We start from the raw sequence: 19,142 nt of genomic DNA on the forward strand, positions 1-19,142 counted from the left end.
CAAGCCAACGGGCAGAGAGGAAACGGCGGGGGTGATCTGTAGTTGGGCCACAACGGCATGGGTGATGGTCACCTCGGCCGTCGCGCTGAAGGATTGGCCATTGGCTTCACCGGAGGCAGTGATGGTGACGGTTCCTGCGGAGACGCCGGTCACCCTGCCTTTGTCGGTGCCACTGCTACTGACGGTGGCAACGGCCGGGTCGCTGGAGCGCCAGCTCACGGCATCGTCAGCGGTGACATCCAGCACCTGGCCATCGGACAGAATGACTTCCCCTTTGAGTTGTTCACTCAAGCCAACCGGCAGGGAGGAAACGGCGGGGGTGATCTGCAATCCGGATATGGAGATATCTGGCGGTATTACAGTGGATGAGTCATTGTTATTACCATTACAACCCAGTAATAAAAATGAGAAGAGTAGGGCGACATATGACCGTAACATCTTTGTCATAAGCAAGGTCCTCTATATTTATATTTTTGGAGCAAGCCAGAGGGCTTGGGCAATCATAAACAGGGGCGAGCTACAGCTATGCAAGGATGCGGGAAAGTACGAACAAAAAAAGTATGTACGACGATCTTTAAGGCGGCTATGTTTGGTAACTCTATAATGTGATCGAATAATAACCTGCGATATTAATCACGACCAGCATTTTAAAAAATGTACTTTTGTTATTCCTTTTTGTTTGCTTTCAGCATGAATGAACTCTGAATGGAATTAGTTATATTTTCGCCTGAAATATCCTGTAACAAATTATATTGTGCGATGCATTCAACGTGCTTTTTGTTTAACTGGTTTTGATGAACTAACTCTGAATGAATTTTGCTAAATTCCCCTCAGACATATTTTGATACAATTTTTATGGGAGCCATTTTCAATCGGCTATTCATGTTTTGTGCCCTCCATATGGATGGGGGTCGTACGAAGTGCCGTATTCAATTGGCATGGTGTGCGGGGGGATGGGCGCGGCGCCTTTCCTTGCATGACATGCAGATCCCGATTCATCTTGCTTGCATTGCCTGTCTGCCCCGTGGGCGACTGGGCTGACAGGGGCATTGTCAGCGCGTCGGCTCAGAGCCCCTGCCAGAGCGGCCAGCCGAGCCAGATCCCGAGCAGCAGCAACTGCCCCCAGACGATGGCCCAGAACCGCAGGCGGTAGCTCCCCTTCTGGGTCTTGTGGCGCAGCCACTGGCGGGCGACCAGGGCGCCGGGCCAGCCGCCGCACAGCTCAAGCAGGTGCAGGCGGGCCTCGGGCACGCGCCAGCCGCCACGAATGGCCTGGCGTTTGTCCCAGGCGTAGGCAGCCAGGGTCAGCAGGCTCATCAGCAGGATCAGGGCCAGCGGCCACCAGTTGGCATCGTGCGCGCCGAGCCAGCCTGCCCAACCCAAAGGCAGCAGGGCAAGGGCCATCATGACAGGCACACCTGATCCCGAGTCTCGCCCGGGTGTAGCGTGCGGATCACCCGGGCCGGATTGCCCACCGCCAGGGAGTCCGCCGGGATGTCCCGGGTGACCACGGCGCCAGCCCCTATGATGGAGCGGGGCCCTATGGTGACGCCTGGGCAGATGATGGCCCCGCCGCCGATCCAGCAGTCATCGCCGATCCGCACCGGCTTGTTGTAGGCGGTCCAGTTGCGTCGCTCCAGATAGTCCATGGTGTGGGTGGCGGTGTAGATCTGCACGTTGGGGGCCAGCAACACATGGTTGCCTATGTGCACCTCGCCCACGTCGAGTATGGTGACGTTGAAGTTGAAGAAGGTCTTCTCGCCGATGTGGATGTTGCGGCCGAATTCGCAGGTGAAGGGGGTGCTGATCCAGCAGGAGTCGGGACAGTGGGCGAAGAGGTCGCGGCAGATCTGCTGGCGCAGGACGTGATCCCCCGCCGGTGAGGCGTTGAGCCGGCTCAGCAGCGCCTGGCCGCGAATGCGGTCGTTCGCTATCTCCTCGCTCTGGCTGTCCAGGGCGCCCCCCGCCAGTACCTTGTCCCAGTCGCTTGCCATGGTCATCTCCTCCTGCTGCAAGAGGGGGCAGTATACGCGACAAGGGGAAAGGGTGTCAGAGTGCCGGGCCCGTCAGGTGATCCCCGTCATCATGTCATCAGGACAAGGGGCAGGATGAGCAGGATGGAGACGAGGTAGGGGAGCAAGACCCGCCGCCCCAGGCTGCGTCCGCCAATCACCAGTGCCAGCACCCCTTTCACCAGGGAGTTGACCAGCCCGGCGAGCAGTATGCCCCTGGCCGCCACCTCCAGGGCCAGCTCCTTCTGGGCGAGCTGGGAGAGGGAGAGGGTGATGGCGTCCACGTCCGTGATGCCGGAGACCAGCGACAGCAGATAGACCCCGGAGTTGCCCACCTTGCTTTGCAGCAGGGTGGCCATGAAGCCGATGAGGGCGAGCAGCAGACCGAACTTGATGGCGGTGGCGAGATCCAGCGGGTTGCGGGTTTCGGGCTGTACCGGGCCGTCCGGCATCTCTTCCCGCTGGCGCCAGAACCAGAAGGCAAAGCCGTAGACGATGGCTGCCAGCAGCAGCAGGGGGGCGGCCAGACGCAGCGCCAGCTCTCCGTGGATGATCAGCACCAGTGCCAGCAGCCTGAGCCACATGGTGGCTCCCGCCAGCAGAATGCCGGTGGCCAGCAGCCGCTCCAGCCCTCCCTGCTCCTTGTTGAGGCGGGCAAATTGCAGGGTGAGGGCGGTGGAGGAGGCGAGCCCCGCCAGCATGCTGGTGAGCACCAGCCCGGAGCGGGTGCCGAGCAGGCGCACCGCGAAGTGACCACAGAACGAGATGCCGGCGATCACCACCACCATGAGCCAGATCTTGAAGGGATTGAAGGCATTGAGGGGACCCATCTCGGTATCGGGGAGCACCGGCAGCAGCACCAGAGAGATGAGCAGAAAACGCAGGGTGGCGTGAAACTCCATTTCGCTCAAGAACAGCATCCCCTGCTGGATCTTGCCCTTGAGCCCCATCAGGAGGGCCGCCAGCACGGCGCAGGCCACCGCCTCGCTCGGGCTCTGCAGCACCGACATCAGCCCCAGCAGGTAGGTGAGCACCATGGCTACCGAGCTGGTGAGGCCGAACTCCCCCTGCCAGCGCTGGGCCAGCCAGACCGAGAGGCCGCACCCCGTCACCACGGTCAACAGACCGAGCAGGGCCAGCCAGGGCCCCAGGGTGGGCAGCAGCAGGGCGCAGACCCCGCCGAGCAGACCGATGAGGCCATAGGTGCGCATCCCGGCGATGCGCTGGTTGTCTCCGAGCTGGCGCACCTGCCAGCCCCGCTCCAGCCCGATGATGAGCCCGATGGCCAGGGACACCAGGGCGCCGTAGACGGGCTCGGCCTCTATCCACATGGGTTTCTCCTCCCGCTGCCGTTTCAGTGAGGATGGCACAGGGCATCCCGGGGCAGGGGGAGCTGGCTCACAGAGCGGGTGTCCCGCCTGCCGGGGTCTTGCAAACAAAAAAAAAGCGCCACCTGGAGGGGGCGCCTGGAAAGGTCAAACCTTGCGGTTTGCAGACCAACGGAACCAAAGATCAGACACTTCACACTCAGCACTGCTGTGGGGGCAGGGCTCAACCCTGCCACTTGCCTCCTTCCACTATCACGTCGTTGGGATCGGTATCGGCGCTCAGTTTGTCGCGCACATACTGGTCGTAGAGTTTCAGCAGGTACTTCTCTTCCCCCAGCTTGGCGAGACGGTCGTTGACCCAGTCACGCAGCTCGATATTGCCCTTCTTCACCGCCGGCGCGATGGGGTCTTCCGAGCCCAGCTTCTCTGGCAGCACCCGATAGCCCGGGTTCTCCTTGGCCCAGCTGAACAGCACCAGGTTGTCCTGGGCATAGGCATCGCCACGGCCCTGGGCCAGCGCCTGCAGGGATTCGGTGTTCTTCTCGAACTTGAGCACCTTCCAGTCCGGGTGGTTGCGGGTCAGCCAGATGTCCGCCGTGGTGCCGGTGGTGACGATAAGCCGCTTGCCGGCCAGATCGTCGAGCTTCTTGGCGTCGCTGCCTTCCGGCACCAGCACCTGCACCGCGACCTTGAGGTTCGGGTTGGTGAAGTCCACCACCTGCCGCCGCTCCGGGGTCACCGTCATGTTGGCGAGGATGAGATCCACCTTGTCGCTCTGCAGGAAGGGGATGCGGCTGGCGGGCTCCACCGCCACGAACTCGACCTTGTTTTCGTCCCCCAGCAGATCCTTGGCGAAGCGGCGGCCGAGATCGGTGTCAAAGCCGACGTAGTTGCCCTTCTCGTCCACATAGCCAAACGGCGGCTTGTCGGTGAAGACGCCGACGATGAGCTTGTCCCGCGCCTTGATCTTGGCGAGGGAACCGTCTTCTGCCTGGGCGGCGCCGCTGGCGAGGCCCAGGCCGATGAGGGCGCTAAACAGGACCGAGGTAATTATCTTCATGCTGACTCCTTTCGTTTGCTGACAGTTGTATAAGAAAACTTGGCGAGGAACTGGCGGGCACGCTGGCTGCGCGGGCTCTCGAAAAATGGATGGGGGGCGGCCTGCTCCAGGATGTGGCCGCCGTCCATGAAGACGATGCGATCCGCCACCGCCTGGGCGAAGGCCAGCTCGTGGGTGACGATGAGCAGGGTCATGCCGCTGCCGGCGAGATCCCGGATCACCTCCAGCACCTCCTGTACCATCTCGGGATCCAGCGCAGCGGTCACCTCGTCAAACAGCATCACCTGGGGGTTCATGCACAGGGCCCGCACGATGGCGATGCGCTGCTGCTGGCCACCGGAGAGCTGGCGCGGATAGTCGTGGCGCCGCTCCCACAGACCGATGCGAGTCAGCAGCTGTTCCGCCTGCAGCAGGGCCTCGGCCCGCTCCCGCTTCTGCACCTGCACAGGGCCGAGCAGCGCGTTCTCCAGCACCGTCAGGTTGGGGAAGAGGTGATAGCTCTGGAACACCATGCCGATACGCTGGCGTACCCGCTGCCAGTCGGTGCTGGCATCCAGCAACTCTCCGTCGAAGCGAATGTCGCCCCCCTGAATGGGTTCGAGCCCGTTGAGGGTGCGCAGCAAGGTACTCTTGCCGCAGCCGCTCGGCCCCAGGATGACGATCACTTCCCCTGGGTTCACCGTGAGGCTGACCTCGTCCAGTACCCGGTGTTGGCCGAATTGTTTGCTGACAGCATTGAGCTCAAGCAGAGGTGTCATACCGCGTTACCCCATTGTTGCTCCAGCCGGCGCGAGGCGAGCGAGAGCGGATAGCAGACCAGAAAAAAGAACAGGAACAGCAGACCGTAAATAAGCAGCGAGCCATAGGTGCGCTCGATGATCTGCTGGCCTACCTTGATCACCTCCACCACCCCGATCAGCACCGCCAGCGAGCTGGTCTTGATGATACGGGTGTAGATGTTGATGGTCGGCGGCGTCAGCCGTTGCAGCGCCTGGGGCAGCAGCACGTGGCGATAGAGCTGCCAGCGGGAGAGCCCGAGCGCCAGCCCGGCCTCCTGCTGGCCGCGGGCGAGGGATTTGAGGCCGCCGCGCACCACTTCCCCCACCTCGCTGGCGCCCCACAGGGCCAGCACCAGCACGGCACACCAGAAGGCCGGGATATCCAGGCCAAAGAAGATCGGCAGCCCGAAGAAGAAGAGGTAGAGCCAGACCAGCACGGGCACCACCCGAAACAGCTCGAGATAGACCCGCAGCACTACCCGAGTCAGCCTTCCCCCTTGCTGGGCCAGCACGCCGTAACCGACCCCGCCCAGGGTGGCGAACAGGATGGCGAGCAGGGAGATGGCGAGGGTCTGACCCGCGCCCACCGCCAGCAGCGGCAGCGCCTGCGTCAGCTGTTCAGTGACTGGACTGGCCATAGTGATCCCTCCTTCTTTGTGCATGGGTGGCGAATGACGGCAGCAGCTGGACAATAGGTGTCTGCATCAGTTGTTCAATGACCGAACTGACCATGTTGCAGCCTCCTTTCAACGACGCGCAGGGCGAGGGAGAGCGGCAGAAAGATCAGCACGCACATCAAGGTCAGCACCGCCAGCATCTCGTAGGTCTTGTAGTAGAGGGCGATGTAGTTCTTGGTGGTGTAGAGCAGCTCGGGCACCGCCACTGCCGAGGCCACCGTGGTCTCTTTGAGCAGAAAGATGAAGTTGGCAAACAGCGCCGGCAGGCTGGCGAGCCAGGCCTGGGGCAGCTGGACGTGGCGCAGCAGCTGCCAGCGGGAGAGGCCGATGGCCCGGCCCGCTTCCAGCTGGCTGGGGGGGATTGCCTGAATGCCTGCCCGCAGCGCCTCGGTCAGGTAACCGCCGCCGAGGAAGGTCATGGCGATCACCGCCGTGGCAAAGCCGGAGAGCGAGATGTCGAGCGCCGGCAGCCCGAAGTAGAGAAAGAACAGCTGGATCAAGAGCGGCGTGTTGCGGGCCAGCTCCACATAGGCGCGGATCAGCCCGTTCAGCCAGGGCTTGTGCAGGCTTTGCAGCGTCACATTGAGCAGCGCCACGACGAGCGAGGTGAGGATCACGATGGCGCCGAGCTGCAAGGTGACCCAGACCGATTGGCCGAACGCCGGCAGGGTGGTGAGAACAAAGGACCAGTCGAAGCTCATGCCGGGATCCTCCCGTCGCGGCGCAGCCGCTGGGGCACGACCGTGATGGCGTCAGGGTACTTGATGCCGGCGCCGGTGTTGAGCACCACCACCCGCTCGCCCCCCTGTATCCAGCCCGCTTCCCGCAGCTGGCGGGCGGCGGCGAAGGCGGCCGCCCCTTCCGGGCAGACGAAGCTGCCTTCGCGTGCGGCGAGCTGGCGGATCTCGCGCTGGATGGCGCTATCGTCCACCGCGATGGCGCACCCCTCGGTGCGATAGAGGGCGTCCAGCACCAGAAAGTCCCCCAGCGCCTTGGGCACGTTGATGCCAAAGGCGAGGGTCTGGGAATCGGGCCAGAAGCGCGATTCGCGCTCCCCCTGCTGCCAGGCCTGGACGATGGGGGCGCAGCCGCTCGCCTGCACCGCCACCAGTCGCGGCAGTGGCCCCTTGACCCAGCCCAGCTCCTGCAACTCCTGCAGCGCCTTGTAGATGCCGATGAGACCGACTCCGCCGCCGGTGGGGTAGAGGATGACGTCCGGCAGGGTCCAGCCGAGCTGCTCGGCGATCTCCAGCCCCATGGTCTTCTTGCCCTCGATGCGATAGGGCTCCTTGAGGGTGGAGGCATCGAACAGCCCCTGCTCGGCCACCGCCTCGGCCACCTGGCGACCGGCGTCGCTGATGAGGCCATCCACCAGATAGAGGCGGGCACCGGCCAGCGAGGTCTCCAGTCTTGTGATGGCGGGGGCCGCCTGGGGCATGACTATGGTGCTGCGCAAGCCGGCGCGGGCGCCGTAAAGCGCCCAGGCCGCCCCGGCGTTGCCGTTGGTGGGCATGGCGAAGTGGGTGATGCCGAGCTCCCGGGCGCGGGAGACGCCGACCGCGGCGCCGCGGGCCTTGAAAGAACCGGTGGGGATGATGCTCTCATCCTTCATCCAGAGATCCGGAATGCCGATCTGTTTGCCGAAAGCGGGCAGGGGCAGCAGGGGAGTGAAGCCTTCCCCCAGGGTGATCACCTGGGCGGGGTCGCGCACCGGCAGCAGCTCGTGGTAGCGCCACAGGCTGGCGGGGCGCCCCAGCAGCGCGGCCGGGTGCCAGGCCTGTTTCAGGGCCTCGAGGTCGTAACTGGCCAGCAAGGGGGCACCGACCGGGCTCAACTGCTGGGGCTGATCGGCATCCACTATCTCGCCGGTCTTGCTGCAACGCAGATGTGATAGGTAGCTGTACGGCATGCTTTATCCTGAATGGCTCACGTTGGCTGGTGTCTTATTCCATCCTGTGACCCAAGGGCCGGATAACAAACAAAATAAAGCGGCAAACTTAAGCGAAAAAATTCATATGGCTCCCCCGTGTCGGCGGACCACCCTCTGCCACCGGTCGGGGGGTTGGGCCATCCGGCGCGCTTTGTTACCCTGCCCGCTCACTCAAACCGCAGGGAGCCGCCTCGATGCGAGCCATTGTCAGCCTGCTGGCCCTGTCACTGATCTGTGCGTGCAGCGGCCAGCCAACCAGAGAGGATGCCATGTCAGGGAATACGCGCCTTCACTACCCCGTCACCCGCCAGGGTGAGCAGGTGGATCACTACTTCGGCCAGGCCGTGGCCGACCCCTATCGCTGGCTGGAGGATGATCGCAGCCCCGAGACGGAGGCCTGGGTCAAGGTCCAGAACCGGGTGACTCAGGGTTACCTGGCGCAGATCCCGTATCGCACCGCCATCAAGGAGAAGCTGGCCGCCTCCTGGAACTACGCCAAGGAGGGGGCGCCGTTTCGCGAGGGGCGCTACCACTACTTCTTCAAGAACGACGGCCTGCAGAACCAGAACGTGCTGTGGCGCCAGCAGGAGGGCAAGCCGGCGGAGGTGTTCCTCGATCCCAATACCCTCAGCCCCGACGGCACCACGGCGCTGGATCAGCTGAGTTTCTCCCGCGATGGCCGCATCCTGGCCTACTCCTTGTCGCTGGCCGGCAGCGACTGGCGCGAGATCCACCTGATGGACGTAGAGAGCAAGCAGCCGCTGGAGGCGCCCCTCAAGGACGTGAAGTTCAGCGGCATCAGCTGGCTCGGCAACGAGGGCTTCTTCTACTCGAGCTACGACAAGCCGGATGGCAGCGAGCTGTCGGCCAGGACCGATCAGCACAAGGTCTATTTCCACCGGCTCGGCACGGCGCAGGAGGATGACCGGCTGGTGTTCGGCGCCATCCCGGCCCAGCACCACCGTTACGTGGGGGCGACCGTCACCGAAGATGACCGCTTCCTGCTTATCTCGGCGGCGAACTCCACCTCGGGCAACCGCCTCTATGTGAAGGATCTGAGCCAGGAGAACGCGCCGCTGCTGACGGTGCAGGGGGATCTGGATGCGGACGTGAGCCTGGTGGACAACCAGGGCGGCACCCTTTACCTGCTGACCAACCGGGACGCCCCCAACGGCCGGCTGGTGACGGTGGATGCCGCCAACCCGGGCCCGGCCCGCTGGCGGGATCTCATCCCCGAGCGTCAGCAGGTGCTGACGGTGCACAGCGGCAGCGGCTATCTGTTCGCCGAGTACATGGTGGATGCCACCGCCCGGGTCGAGCAGTTCGACTACGAAGGCAAGCGGGTGCGCGAGGTGGCGCTGCCCGGCCTTGGCAGCGTCAGCGGCTTCAACGGCAAGCACGATGATCCCGTCCTCTATTTCGGCTTCGAGAACTATGCCCAGCCGCCGACTCTCTACCGATTCGAGCCAAAGAGCGGCGCCATCAGCCTCTATCGCGCCTCGGCGGCGCCGTTCAAACCGGAGGATTACGTCTCCGAGCAGCGCTTCTACCAGAGCAAGGACGGCACCCGGGTGCCGCTCATCATCAGCTACCGCAAGGGCCTCAAGCTTGATGGCAGCAATCCGACCATCCTCTACGGCTACGGCGGTTTCGACGTGAGCCTGACCCCAAGCTTCAGCGTATCGGTGGCCAACTGGCTGGATCTGGGGGGCGTCTATGCGGTGGCCAACCTGCGCGGGGGCGGCGAGTACGGCCAGGCCTGGCACCTGGCGGGTACCCAGCAGAACAAGCAGAACGTGTTCGACGATTTCATCGCGGCGGCCGAGTACCTCAAGGCCGAGGGCTATACCCGCACCGATCGGCTGGCGATCCGAGGTGGCTCGAACGGCGGTCTGCTGGTGGGGGCCGTGATGACCCAGCGGCCTGATCTGATGCGGGTCGCCCTGCCGGCGGTGGGGGTGCTCGACATGCTGCGCTACCACACCTTCACCGCCGGGGCGGGCTGGGCCTATGACTATGGCACCAGCGCCGACAGCGAGGCGATGTTCGACTACCTGAAGGGCTACTCGCCGCTACACAACGTCCGGGCCGGGGTCAGCTACCCTTCGACCCTGGTGACCACGGCGGATCACGACGATCGGGTGGTGCCAGCCCACTCCTTCAAGTTTGCCGCCACCCTGCAGGCCGACAATGCCGGCCCCCATCCCCAGCGCATCCGCATCGAGACCAATGCCGGGCACGGGGCGGGCACGCCGGTGGCCAAGCTTATCGAGCAGAGTGCGGACATCTATGCCTTCACCTTGTACGAGATGGGCTATCAGCAGTTGCCGCGTCAGCCTTGATCCGGGCGAGGCGGGCGCCAGCCATCCACTATCATCAGGGCCCTGCGGGGCCCTTTTTATTGCCGCGCGTTTGAACGTGGGCCTGCGACTATCCCTGTCTCGCCGCTGGCCCGTTTTGGCAGACGGGCCCCATCTGTCATCCCCCCGGTGGTATAGTCAGCCACAAGATCCGCATTCAAGGAGTCCATCGTGAAGAAGATCATCTGCATCCTGCTGGGGTTGGCGCTGGCGGCCGTGGTGGCCATCGCCGCCCTGGTGTCTCTCATCGATCCCAACCAGTTCAAGCCCCAGCTGGCGGAGCAGGTGCGCAAGAGCACCGGCCGCGAGCTGGTGATACAAGGGGATATCGGCTGGCGTTTCTGGCCGAGCCTCGGCCTCTCCCTCGAGAAGGTGGCGCTGCGCAACCCCGCCGGCTTTGCCGAGCCCGACCTGGTGCGCTTCACCCGCGGGGAGGCCTCGGTAGGCTTGCTGCCGCTGCTCTCCCACAAGCTTGAGATCGGCAAGGTGACCCTGAGCGGCGCTCATCTGTTTATCCAGACCAGGGCTGACGGCAGCTCAAACCTGAGGGATCTGCTCAAGGCCTCCGCCGAGCCCAAGGGGGAGGCGGCCTCCAAGCCTGTCGCAACGACGCCCCCTGCCGCCAGTGACAAACAGCCCTGGCAGATCAGCCTGCAAGGCATCGCGCTGGTGGATGCCAGCGCCTTGGTGCGGGACGACCTTAGCGGTACCGTCTCCCGGCTCGACAGGCTGGATCTCGACCTGGGGCAGTTGACCCCGGGGGAGTGGGTACCGGTGACCCTGGCGGCCAAGGGGGCACAGGGGGAGCTGGCCTTTGATCTCAAGGGTCAGGCCCAGCTCAAACCGGCCCGGGAGGCCATGAAGAGCGAGCTCAAGGATCTCAATCTCAGCGGCAGCCTGAACCAGCCGGCGCAGCGGCTCGATGCCTTCACCCTCAAGGCCGATCGGCTGGCGCTGGGGGAGTGGAGCAGTCTGAGCCTTAGCCTCAGCGGGGCACAGGGGGCGGCGGACAAGCCGAGCCTGGTCGGTACGCTGGAGGGGACCCTCAAGGCGCGCCTCGATGAAAACCGGCAACTGCTGGAGCTGTCGGATGCCGTGCTGGCCGCCAAGCTCAGCGGCGATGCCCTGCCGCGCCCGCAGATGCAGGTGAAGCTGGCGGGCTTTGCCCGCGCCGAGCTGGACAAGCAGAGCGTCACCCTCAGCAACCTGGTGATGGGAGCGGACGATACCCTGCTGAGCGGCAGCGGCGCCGTTCGTCTGGGGGCCGTACCCAAAGTGGACTTTGACCTCAAGGGGGACAAGCTCGATCTCGACGCCTGGCTCGGTCAATCGGCCAAGGCCGCACCTGTGGCCGCCACCTCGGGCGCCGCAGCTCCGGCCGGAGCACCGGCACAGACCGCTGCGCCCGCCGCCCAGGCGCTCTCCACGGTAGAGCCTGATCTGACCGCCCTCAAGTCGGTGGACCTGGCTGGCCGCCTGCAACTGGGCAGTCTGCGCGTCAAGGGGCTGGATCTCAGCGCCGTCGATCTGCAACTGGCCTTGGCCGGTGGTCAGCTCACCCTCAAGCAGTTCAGTGCCGGGGTGGCCGGTGGCAAGGTGACCGCGAGCGGTCTGCTCGATGCCCGTCAGCAGCCGGCCCGCTATCAGGTGCACAAGCGGGTGCAGGGGGTCGATGTGCGGCCCCTGCTGCAGACCCTGGCCCAGACCGACCTGCTGGAAGGCAAGGGGGATCTGGAGGTCGAGGCGCAGGGCTCAGGCCTCTCCGAGCAGGCGCTGCGCAGCCGGATGCAGGGCAAGGTGAACCTCAAGTTGAGCGATGGCGCCCTGCACGGCATCAACTTGGCGGAGATGATCCGCGAGGCGCGGGCCATCCTGACCGGCAAGGGGGCGGATCAGGTGAAGGAGGTGCGCAAGACCGACTTCAGCGCCCTCACCGCCAGCTTCCAGATTGCCAACGGGATTGCCAGGAGCGATGACATCCAGCTCTTTGCCCCCGCCCTGCGGGTGAAGGGGCAGGGCCAGACCGCCCTGGTGCCGGAGACCCTCGACTTTCTGTTCCTCACCTCCGTGGTGGAGAGCAGCAAGGGGCAGGGGGGCAAGACGGTGGATGAGCTCAAGGACATCACCATACCGGTGCGCATCGGCGGCCACTGGCAGGCGCCGAGCTACAAGCTCGACGTGAAGGAGCTGCTCAGCAACAACAAGGTGCTGGAGGAGAAGGCCCGCAAGGAGGCCGAGCGCGGTCTCAAGAAGCTGCTGGGTGACAAGGCCGACAACGAAGGGGTGAAGGGGGTGGCGGACCAGCTGCTCAAGGGCCTGTTCAAATAGCCAGCCTCCCGTTGTTGTCATCAAGAGCCCGCCCCGTGCGGGCTCTTTGTTGTTGTGCCGGGCGTCACGGGACGAGGTGTGGTCGCCAACATGAGGTACTATGCGAAGCAGTCATCGAAACCGGGAACCAGGAGGGTTCATGAACAAACGGGTGCTGATCACCGGCGGTGGCAGAGGTATCGGGGCCGCGACAGCCCGCTATCTGGCGGCGCAGGGTTACCATCTCTGTCTCAACTATCGTCAGGACAGGGCGTCCGCCGAGGCGGTGGTGGCCGAGATCCTGGCCACCCATCCGGTCGAGTGCATCGCGGTGCAGGCCGATGTCAGCGTGGAGGCCGAGGTGGTGCGCCTGTTCGAGGAGATGGACGCGCGGCTCGGCCCCATCACTCATCTGGTGAACAACGCCGGCAGGTTGCAGCCCCAGATGCGGGTGCTGGAGATGAGCGCCGAGCGCATCAACCAGACCCTGACCACCAATGTCACCAGCTGCTTTCTCTGCTGCCGCGAGGCGGTGCGCCGCATGACGGCAGGGGGCGCCATCGTCAACGTCTCTTCCGCCGCTGCCAGGCTGGGCTCCCCCGGGGAGTACGTGGATTATGCCGCCGCCAAGGGGGCCGTCGACGTGCTGACCAGAGGCTTGTCGCTGGAGCTGGCGGCTCAGGGGATCCGGGTCAACGGGGTGCGTCCTGGTTTCATCTACACCGACATGCATGCCGACGGCGGCGAGCCCGGCCGGGTGGACAGGATCAAGGGCAATATTCCCCTGCAACGGGGCGGTCAGCCGGCCGAAGTGGCCACCGCCATCGCCTGGCTGCTGTCGGACGAGGCCTCCTATGCCACCGGCACCTTTATCGATGTGGCGGGCGGACGCTAGGTCATCTTCAACAAGCCTTTCGTCAACGAGAAGGGGCGCCATGGCGCCCCTTCTGCTTATTCTCCCAGCAACTGTTGCCAGACCGCCAGCACATGGCCCCGCTCTCGCGGCAACTGATCGTCCCCCACCTTGCGGGAGATCTCCGAGAGGTTGAGGCGGTGGCCGAGGTTGCGGATCTCCAGATAGGCCTGCTTGAGCCCCTCTGCCTGCTCCAGTGTGAGCACTCCCGCCATCACGCACTCATCGAAGATGCGCACATTGTCTGACCAGCGGGTGAGGGCGTCCGGCTCACCGCAGGCATGGGCCAGCACCAGGTACTGGGCGATGAACTCGATGTCCACCATGCCGCCGGGGGACTGCTTGAGATCGAACTCTCCCTCTCCCGCCTTGAGCAGGTGATCCCGCATCTTCTGGCGCATCTCCCGCACTTCGCGGGCCAGGGTGGGCAGATCCCGCTCCTTGGCCAGCACGTCGCGGCGGATGCGGGCAAATTCGGCGACCACGGCATCATCGCCATAGATGGGACGGGCTCGCACCAGGGCCTGATGCTCCCAGGTCCAGGCTTCCTGCTGCTGGTACTGCTCATAGGCCGACAGCGATGAGACCAGCAGGCCTGAGTCGCCGGAGGGGCGCAGCCGCATGTCGATCTCGTAGAGGATGCCGGACGGAGTGCGGGTGCTGAACAGATGCAGGATCCGCTGGGCCAGGCGCAGGTAGAACTGGCGGCTGTCGATGGGCTTGCGGCCATCGGTGTAACTGTTGGGGTCGCCGCCGTGCAGGAACACCAGATCGAGATCCGAGCCGTAGCCGAGCTCGATGCCCCCCAGCTTGCCGTAGGCCACCACCGCAAAGCCGCGCTCACCGCTCACCGCCACCTCGGGCGGCACCCCGTAGCGTTCGCTCATCTGGGCCCACGCCTGATTGACCACCTCCTCGGTGATCGCCTCCGCCAGCCAGGTGAGGTGGTCGCTCACCTTCATCAGCGGCAGGGCACCGGCGATGTCGGCGGCGACGATGCGCAGGAGCTGCACCTGCTTGAACTGGCGCAGCGCCTCCATCTGCTGCTCCACGTCCTCCTCGGGGATGCGCAGCAGGAACTGGCGCAACTGGGGCTTGTACTGATCCAGCGGGGTGGGGTGGTAGAGGTGCTGGGGATCCAGCAACTCGTCCAGCAGGATGGGGTAGCGGGCCAGCTGCTCGCTCACCAGGTTGCTCTCGTCACACAGGCGTACCAGCTGGCGCAGGGCGGCGGGGTTTTCCGCCAGCAGTTGCAGATAGGCGCTGCGAGTGAAGATGCGGGTCAGCAGGGTGCAGACCCGCTCGAACAGGCGGGCGGGCTCGCGGCTCGCCACCACCAGGCGCAGCAGCTCCGGCATCAGCCAGTCCAGGGCGATACGCCCCTGGGGCCCCACCTGACGGCGCTTGTACTCCTCCTTGAAACGCAGCAGGGCGGCGCAGAGGGGGGCGGGCTCCACCACTCCCTGCGTGGTCAGCAGTTTTTCCAGCTCGGCGGCATCAAGCTCGGTGCGCCAGAGATCGAGCCAGAGCTGTTCCAGGTGGGCGGGGGCCTCCTTCTCTTCCCCCACCACGGCGACGAACTCCTGATGGACGGCGGCCATCTCCTCATCGAGGTGGGCCATGAAGGCGTCCCAGTCGGTAAAGCCGAGGGTGGCGATGAGCCGCTGGCGATCCCGCTCCTCGGTGGGCAGGGTCTGGGTCTGCTGATCGCCGATCTCCTGCAAGATGTTTTCCACCCGGCGCAGGAAGCGATAGGCGGTGAGCAGGCGTTCGCACTGGCTCCCCTCCAGGGCACCCCCCTGGGCGATGGCGGCCAGCGCCTCGGGCAGGTGGCGTACCCGCAGGGCGGGCTCGCGCCCGCCACGGATGAGTTGCAGCGCCTGGGCGATGAACTCCACCTCGCGAATGCCCCCGGCCCCCAGCTTGATGTTGCCCTCCAGTCCCTTGCGGCGCACCTCGGCGGCGATCATCGCCTTCATCTGGCGCAGGCCGTCGATGACGCCGAAGTCGATGTAGCGGCGGAACACGAAGGGGCGCAGCAGTTCGGTCAGGGCCGTGGCGTGTTCGCACTGGGGGCCCAGCACCCGCGCCTTGACCATGGCGTAGCGTTCCCAGTTGCGGCCGTGATGCTGGTAGTAGTCCTCCATGGCGGCGAAGGAGATGGCGAGCGGCCCCGCATCGCCAAAGGGGCGCAGCCGCATGTCGACCCGGAACACCTGACCATCCTGGGTGGGCTGGTGGAGGGCGTTGATGAGACGCTGCCCCAGCTTGATGAAGAACTGCTGGTTGGCGAGCTCTCGCCGACCGCCAACGGTGTAGCCGTTCTCGGGGAAGGTGAAGATAAGGTCGATGTCCGAGGAGAAGTTGAGCTCGCCGCCGCCGAGCTTGCCCATCCCGAGGATGAGCAGCGGCTGGGGGTTGCCATCGCCGTCCATCGGGGTGCCCAGCTCGCTGCACTGTTTGGCATAGAGCCAGTCGCGGGCACCACAGATGAGGGCATCCGCCAGCTTGGTGAGATGGATGAAGCTCTCTTCGACCTCGGACTCCCCGAGCAGCTCGCGCCAGGCGATCACCAGCATGCGGCTGCGGCGGAACTGGCGCAGGATGCGCTTGAGCGCCTCCTCGTCCGCGACCTCGGCGAGCAGGGCTGCGAGCTCAGGTTCATAGGCGGGCCAGCGCTCGGCCCGGGTCAGTGCGTCCGATGCCAGGGTCTCGGCCAGCAGCCCCGGCTGCATGATGAGGGAGTCGGCGACAAAGTCGGAGAGGCCGAGCAGGGTCAGCAGAGTCTGGCGGGTGGGCTCGGGCAGGGCGTCATACTGGGGCGCCAGAGCGAGCAGCCGCTGCCAGTGGCGCAGGGCCTGCTCCTGCAACAAGGGAGAGAAGGCGGAGAAAGAGGGAGAGTGCTGGGCCACGGTTGCCATCCTTGTGGTTGACGAGTCTGCAGGGAGAGTGAAATGCCGGCTGCCAATCTAGCACTCCCGGGCGCTGGCGTCACAGCGCCGCTGCCCGGAAGGTGATCCGGCGACGGATCTGGCGATCGGCCGGGCTCAGGGACGCCGGTAGATCTCGGGGTCGTAGATTTCCATCAGGCTGCCGGGGCTTCTCGGCGGAACAAAACCGAAGCCGGCGTAGAGGCCGTGGGCATCGGAGGTGGCGAGAGAGAGACGGCGCAGCCCTTGCAGCTCCGGGTGGGCGAGGATGGCTGCCACCAGGGCCTTGCTGTGGCCGCGCCCGCGATGTTCGGGCAGCACGAAGACGTCGGCGAGATAACCGAAGGTGGCCTTGTCGGTGATGACCCGGGCGAAGGCGACCTGCTGGCCGTCGAGATAGGCTCCGAAGCACAGGGAGTGGTTGATGGCCCGTTGCAGGGTGGCGAGGGGAATGCCGAGGCACCAGTAGGCCTCTTCACTGAGGAAACGGTGAATGAGCGGGACGTCGAGGCGCCCCTTGTCGTCGCTTATCTCAAGCGCACGTTCTGTGGTCTGCATCCTGGCTCCTTGCCGTGATGAAAAAAGAAAGGCCCCTAAGGGGGCCTTCCAGTGTACTCAAATCACGACCTCAGGCCAGCCTGAAGGTTTGACGATGGGCGCCGGCATCAGGCCAGCTTGAAGGCCTGGATATGGCTGTCCAGCGTCTGGCTGTGGTGTTCCACCAGTTCGGAGGCATCTTTCAGCTCCCGCAGTACCACGACGGAGCCTTCCACCACCTGTTTGACCTGCTCCAGGTTGGCATTCATCTCCTCGGCCACCGAGCTCTGCTGCTCGGAGGCGGCGGCGATCTGGCGGTTCATGTCGGCCACTCCCTGCACCCGCTGCACTATGGTGTCGAGCTGGGTACCTGCCTGGGTCACCTGCTCCACCCCCTTGTCCGCCTGTTGCACGCTCTCGGCCATCAGGCCGACGGCCTGGCGGGCGTTGCCCTGAAGCTGCTCGATCATCTTCTGGATCTCGACGGTGGCCGCCTGGGCACGGTTCGCGAGTTCGCGCACCTCGGAGGCGACCACGGCAAAACCGCGACCTGCCTCACCGGCGCGGGCGGCCTCGATGGCGGCGTTCAGGGCCAGCAGGTTGGTCTGCTCGGAGATGCTGCGGATGGTGTCCACCACGGAGCCGATGCGATCGACCCCGTGCTCCACTTCGTTGACCACGGTGGAGGAGCGCTGGATGTTGCCGGAGAGAGTGTCGATGGTGTTGACGGTAGCCGCCACGCAGCGGCTGCCCTCCTCGGCCAGCTGGCTGGTTTCGGCGGTGGCGTGGGACGCCTGCTCCGCGTGGTTGGCCACTTCTCGAATGGCACTGACCATCTGGCTCATGGCGCTGGCAAGCTGCTCAATCTGGGTGAACTCCTCGTTGATGGCCTCGTTCGCCTCATCCATGCAGAGAGTCACCTGGGAGGCGATCTCGTTGAGCTCCTTGCAGGCGGCACGCTGGGTCCCGAACACCTCCTTGAGGTTCTCCTGGGAGTGGGCCACCGCCTTGGCGATGTCGCCGAACTCGTCCCGGGACTTGAGCAGCACGCTGTGGCTGAGATCCTTGTTGGCGAAACGCTCCAGCAGCCCCACCAGGTAGTGGACCTGCTTGACCATGAGGCGGGAGCCGGTGAGCAGCAGCACCACGAAGACGACCCCCATGAGCGCCGTCTCCACCAGCCCGGTCCAGAGCAGGCGATCGGCGATGGTGTTGGCCATGGCGGCATCAATGCCCTCGCTGAGCAGGGTCGCTTCCAGGTTGCTGGCATCGAACCAGAGTTTGGCCAGCAGCAGCAGGGTGCTGAACACCATGAGCAGCACCACCTTGGGCACCAGTCGGATGTTGCTCATGCGCCTCTCCAGCGGGTTCAACTGCATAATTTTTCTCCTTTCAACGTCCATTATTCCTTTGCCGTCATAGCTATCGGCATTATCTTCCTTTTTATTAATTTGCACCGTGCTTAAAGTTGGAAAATGTATGCGACATCACTTAACTCATTTGCGTACCATGGATCTGCTGATGGGGTTTCTCTCCGTGATTTCGGTTTGCCTGGTGGCTGCTCGCTGGCTGGGGCACGGTGAACTGAGCCCCCAGACTTTGCAGCTCTTTTATGATGTCGACAGCCTGATCTGCTACTTCTTCCTCGCTCACTTCGCCTATGGCTGGGCGCGTGCCTCCGACAGGATGGCCTTCTTCAAGAGCAACTGGTTCTATCTGCCCGGCAGCCTGCCCATGGTGGAGCAACTGCGCTGGGCGCGGCTCATCCAGCTGTGGCGGGTCTACCAGTTGCTCCGGGACAGACCGGATCTGCTGGCCATGTTCCGTCGTGAACGCAACGAAACCACTCTCTCCGGCATTCTCTTCCTCTTCTTCCTGTTGCTGGGGGTCGGCTCCGGCGTCATGTACTGGCTGGAAACGGGGCAACCCGGCAGCCAGATCCAGACTCCTTACGATGCCTTCTGGTGGACGCTGGTGACCCTCTCTACCGTGGGGTACGGGGATCTGGTGCCCAAGACGGAGGAGGGGCGCTTCGTCGCCAGCCTGCTGATCCTCTTTGGTGTGGGGTTGTTTGGCGCCCTCAGCGGCTTCATGGCCAGCCTGTTCGTCCATCCCGGCAAGACCAACGACGACACCGCTGTGTGGCGACGCCAACAGAGCGAGCAGCAGGCGCAACTGCTCAAAGAGCTCAAGGCCCTGCGCGCCGAGGTGCAGGCGCTGAAACAGAAGTAGGTACGACGTCTGGAATGGTCGCGTGGCAAACCGGCGGCGCTGCGAGACAGCTCTCACTCGGGGAGATGGCGCTTTTC

Annotated in this window: 16 protein-coding genes; 4 read left to right on the forward strand and 12 right to left on the reverse strand. The window is 64.5% G+C overall.

Features of this window, described 5'->3' with window-relative positions; all coding sequences use genetic code 11:
• From BN1120_RS20430 to BN1120_RS11455, 9 genes are all read right to left on the reverse strand, one after another.
• On the reverse strand, positions 1 to 447 hold a 447-nt coding region (locus BN1120_RS20430), incomplete at its 3' end, for an Ig-like domain-containing protein (RefSeq protein ID WP_202904028.1).
• Positions 448 to 1,065: 618 nt separating this feature from the next.
• Complete coding sequence (locus BN1120_RS11420) at positions 1,066 to 1,407, reverse strand: DUF1294 domain-containing protein (RefSeq protein WP_042016203.1); 342 nt, start codon at positions 1,405 to 1,407, stop codon at positions 1,066 to 1,068.
• A complete protein-coding gene (locus BN1120_RS11425) occupies positions 1,404 to 1,994 on the reverse strand; it encodes a sugar O-acetyltransferase (protein WP_042016240.1) in 591 nt (196 codons plus the stop codon). Before BN1120_RS11425 ends, BN1120_RS11420 begins: the two co-directional genes overlap by 4 nt.
• Positions 1,995 to 2,083: 89 nt before the next feature.
• Entirely contained in the window at positions 2,084 to 3,343 is a 1,260-nt protein-coding gene (locus BN1120_RS11430) for an MgtC/SapB family protein (RefSeq protein ID WP_042016204.1), read from the reverse strand.
• Positions 3,344 to 3,563: 220 nt separating this feature from the next.
• Entirely contained in the window at positions 3,564 to 4,400 is an 837-nt protein-coding gene (locus BN1120_RS11435) for a transporter substrate-binding domain-containing protein (RefSeq protein WP_039040560.1), read from the reverse strand.
• Positions 4,397 to 5,158: an amino acid ABC transporter ATP-binding protein gene (locus BN1120_RS11440; protein ID WP_042016205.1), complete on the reverse strand. Its 762-nt coding sequence runs from the start codon at positions 5,156 to 5,158 to the stop codon at positions 4,397 to 4,399. Before BN1120_RS11440 ends, BN1120_RS11435 begins: the two co-directional genes overlap by 4 nt.
• Complete coding sequence (locus tag BN1120_RS11445) at positions 5,155 to 5,817, reverse strand: amino acid ABC transporter permease (RefSeq protein ID WP_042016206.1); 663 nt, start codon at positions 5,815 to 5,817, stop codon at positions 5,155 to 5,157. The genes BN1120_RS11440 and BN1120_RS11445 overlap by 4 nt, the downstream gene beginning before the upstream one ends.
• Positions 5,818 to 5,891: 74 nt before the next feature.
• Complete coding sequence (locus BN1120_RS11450; RefSeq protein WP_042016207.1) at positions 5,892 to 6,557, reverse strand: amino acid ABC transporter permease; 666 nt, start codon at positions 6,555 to 6,557, stop codon at positions 5,892 to 5,894.
• Positions 6,554 to 7,765 (reverse strand): threonine synthase, encoded by a 1,212-nt coding sequence (locus tag BN1120_RS11455; protein WP_042016208.1) that lies wholly within the window; start codon positions 7,763 to 7,765, stop codon positions 6,554 to 6,556. The genes BN1120_RS11450 and BN1120_RS11455 overlap by 4 nt, the downstream gene beginning before the upstream one ends.
• 215 nt (positions 7,766 to 7,980) lie before the next feature.
• Here BN1120_RS11455 and BN1120_RS11460 point away from each other — a divergent pair, with 215 nt between their 5' ends.
• The 3 genes from BN1120_RS11460 to BN1120_RS11470 all read left to right on the forward strand — a co-directional run bounded on the left by BN1120_RS11460 (position 7,981) and on the right by BN1120_RS11470 (position 13,348).
• Positions 7,981 to 10,128, forward strand: a complete 2,148-nt coding sequence (locus BN1120_RS11460) for a prolyl oligopeptidase family serine peptidase (RefSeq protein ID WP_042016210.1) — start codon at positions 7,981 to 7,983, stop codon at positions 10,126 to 10,128.
• Between the two features lie 189 nt (positions 10,129 to 10,317).
• On the forward strand, positions 10,318 to 12,474 hold the full coding sequence (locus BN1120_RS11465; protein WP_042016211.1) for an AsmA family protein: 2,157 nt from the start codon (positions 10,318 to 10,320) through the stop codon (positions 12,472 to 12,474).
• Between the two features lie 139 nt (positions 12,475 to 12,613).
• Positions 12,614 to 13,348, forward strand: coding sequence for an SDR family oxidoreductase (locus tag BN1120_RS11470; protein WP_042016213.1), 735 nt, complete (start codon positions 12,614 to 12,616; stop codon positions 13,346 to 13,348).
• A 56-nt stretch (positions 13,349 to 13,404) separates the two neighbouring features.
• Here BN1120_RS11470 and glnE read toward each other — a convergent pair whose 3' ends face one another.
• From glnE to BN1120_RS11485, 3 genes are all read right to left on the reverse strand, one after another.
• The gene (gene glnE, locus BN1120_RS11475; protein ID WP_042016214.1) at positions 13,405 to 16,278 is read right to left on the reverse strand and encodes a bifunctional [glutamate--ammonia ligase]-adenylyl-L-tyrosine phosphorylase/[glutamate--ammonia-ligase] adenylyltransferase; all 2,874 of its coding nucleotides are present in this window, start codon (positions 16,276 to 16,278) and stop codon (positions 13,405 to 13,407) included.
• Positions 16,279 to 16,413: 135 nt separating this feature from the next.
• Complete coding sequence (locus BN1120_RS11480; protein WP_010675667.1) at positions 16,414 to 16,854, reverse strand: GNAT family N-acetyltransferase; 441 nt, start codon at positions 16,852 to 16,854, stop codon at positions 16,414 to 16,416.
• A gap of 107 nt (positions 16,855 to 16,961) precedes the next feature.
• Positions 16,962 to 18,212, reverse strand: coding sequence for a methyl-accepting chemotaxis protein (locus BN1120_RS11485; RefSeq protein ID WP_042016216.1), 1,251 nt, complete (start codon positions 18,210 to 18,212; stop codon positions 16,962 to 16,964).
• Positions 18,213 to 18,312: 100 nt separating this feature from the next.
• Here BN1120_RS11485 and BN1120_RS11490 point away from each other — a divergent pair, with 100 nt between their 5' ends.
• Entirely contained in the window at positions 18,313 to 19,065 is a 753-nt protein-coding gene (locus BN1120_RS11490; RefSeq protein WP_029314808.1) for a potassium channel family protein, read from the forward strand.
• The last annotated feature ends 77 nt before the right edge of the window (positions 19,066 to 19,142 follow it).

The sequence above is a fragment of the Aeromonas caviae genome (assembly GCF_000819785.1).
Lineage (GTDB): Bacteria > Pseudomonadota > Gammaproteobacteria > Enterobacterales > Aeromonadaceae > Aeromonas > Aeromonas caviae.

Excerpts from the sequence above, each read along its gene's own strand:
- BN1120_RS11420 (WP_042016203.1), bottom strand. The coding sequence starts at position 1,407 with ATGATGGCCCTTGCCCTGCTGCCTTTGGGTTGGGCAGGCTGGCTCGGC.
- BN1120_RS11425 (WP_042016240.1), bottom strand. The coding sequence starts at position 1,994 with ATGGCAAGCGACTGGGACAAGGTACTGGCGGGGGGCGCCCTGGACAGC.
- BN1120_RS11430 (WP_042016204.1), bottom strand. The coding sequence starts at position 3,343 with ATGTGGATAGAGGCCGAGCCCGTCTACGGCGCCCTGGTGTCCCTGGCC.
- BN1120_RS11435 (WP_039040560.1), bottom strand. The coding sequence starts at position 4,400 with ATGAAGATAATTACCTCGGTCCTGTTTAGCGCCCTCATCGGCCTGGGC.
- BN1120_RS11440 (WP_042016205.1), bottom strand. The coding sequence starts at position 5,158 with ATGACACCTCTGCTTGAGCTCAATGCTGTCAGCAAACAATTCGGCCAA.
- BN1120_RS11445 (WP_042016206.1), bottom strand. The coding sequence starts at position 5,817 with ATGGCCAGTCCAGTCACTGAACAGCTGACGCAGGCGCTGCCGCTGCTG.
- BN1120_RS11450 (WP_042016207.1), bottom strand. The coding sequence starts at position 6,557 with ATGAGCTTCGACTGGTCCTTTGTTCTCACCACCCTGCCGGCGTTCGGC.
- BN1120_RS11455 (WP_042016208.1), bottom strand. The coding sequence starts at position 7,765 with ATGCCGTACAGCTACCTATCACATCTGCGTTGCAGCAAGACCGGCGAG.
- BN1120_RS11460 (WP_042016210.1), top strand. The coding sequence starts at position 7,981 with ATGCGAGCCATTGTCAGCCTGCTGGCCCTGTCACTGATCTGTGCGTGC.
- BN1120_RS11470 (WP_042016213.1), top strand. The coding sequence starts at position 12,614 with ATGAACAAACGGGTGCTGATCACCGGCGGTGGCAGAGGTATCGGGGCC.
- BN1120_RS11480 (WP_010675667.1), bottom strand. The coding sequence starts at position 16,854 with ATGCAGACCACAGAACGTGCGCTTGAGATAAGCGACGACAAGGGGCGC.
- BN1120_RS11485 (WP_042016216.1), bottom strand. The coding sequence starts at position 18,212 with ATGCAGTTGAACCCGCTGGAGAGGCGCATGAGCAACATCCGACTGGTG.
- BN1120_RS11490 (WP_029314808.1), top strand. The coding sequence starts at position 18,313 with ATGCGACATCACTTAACTCATTTGCGTACCATGGATCTGCTGATGGGG.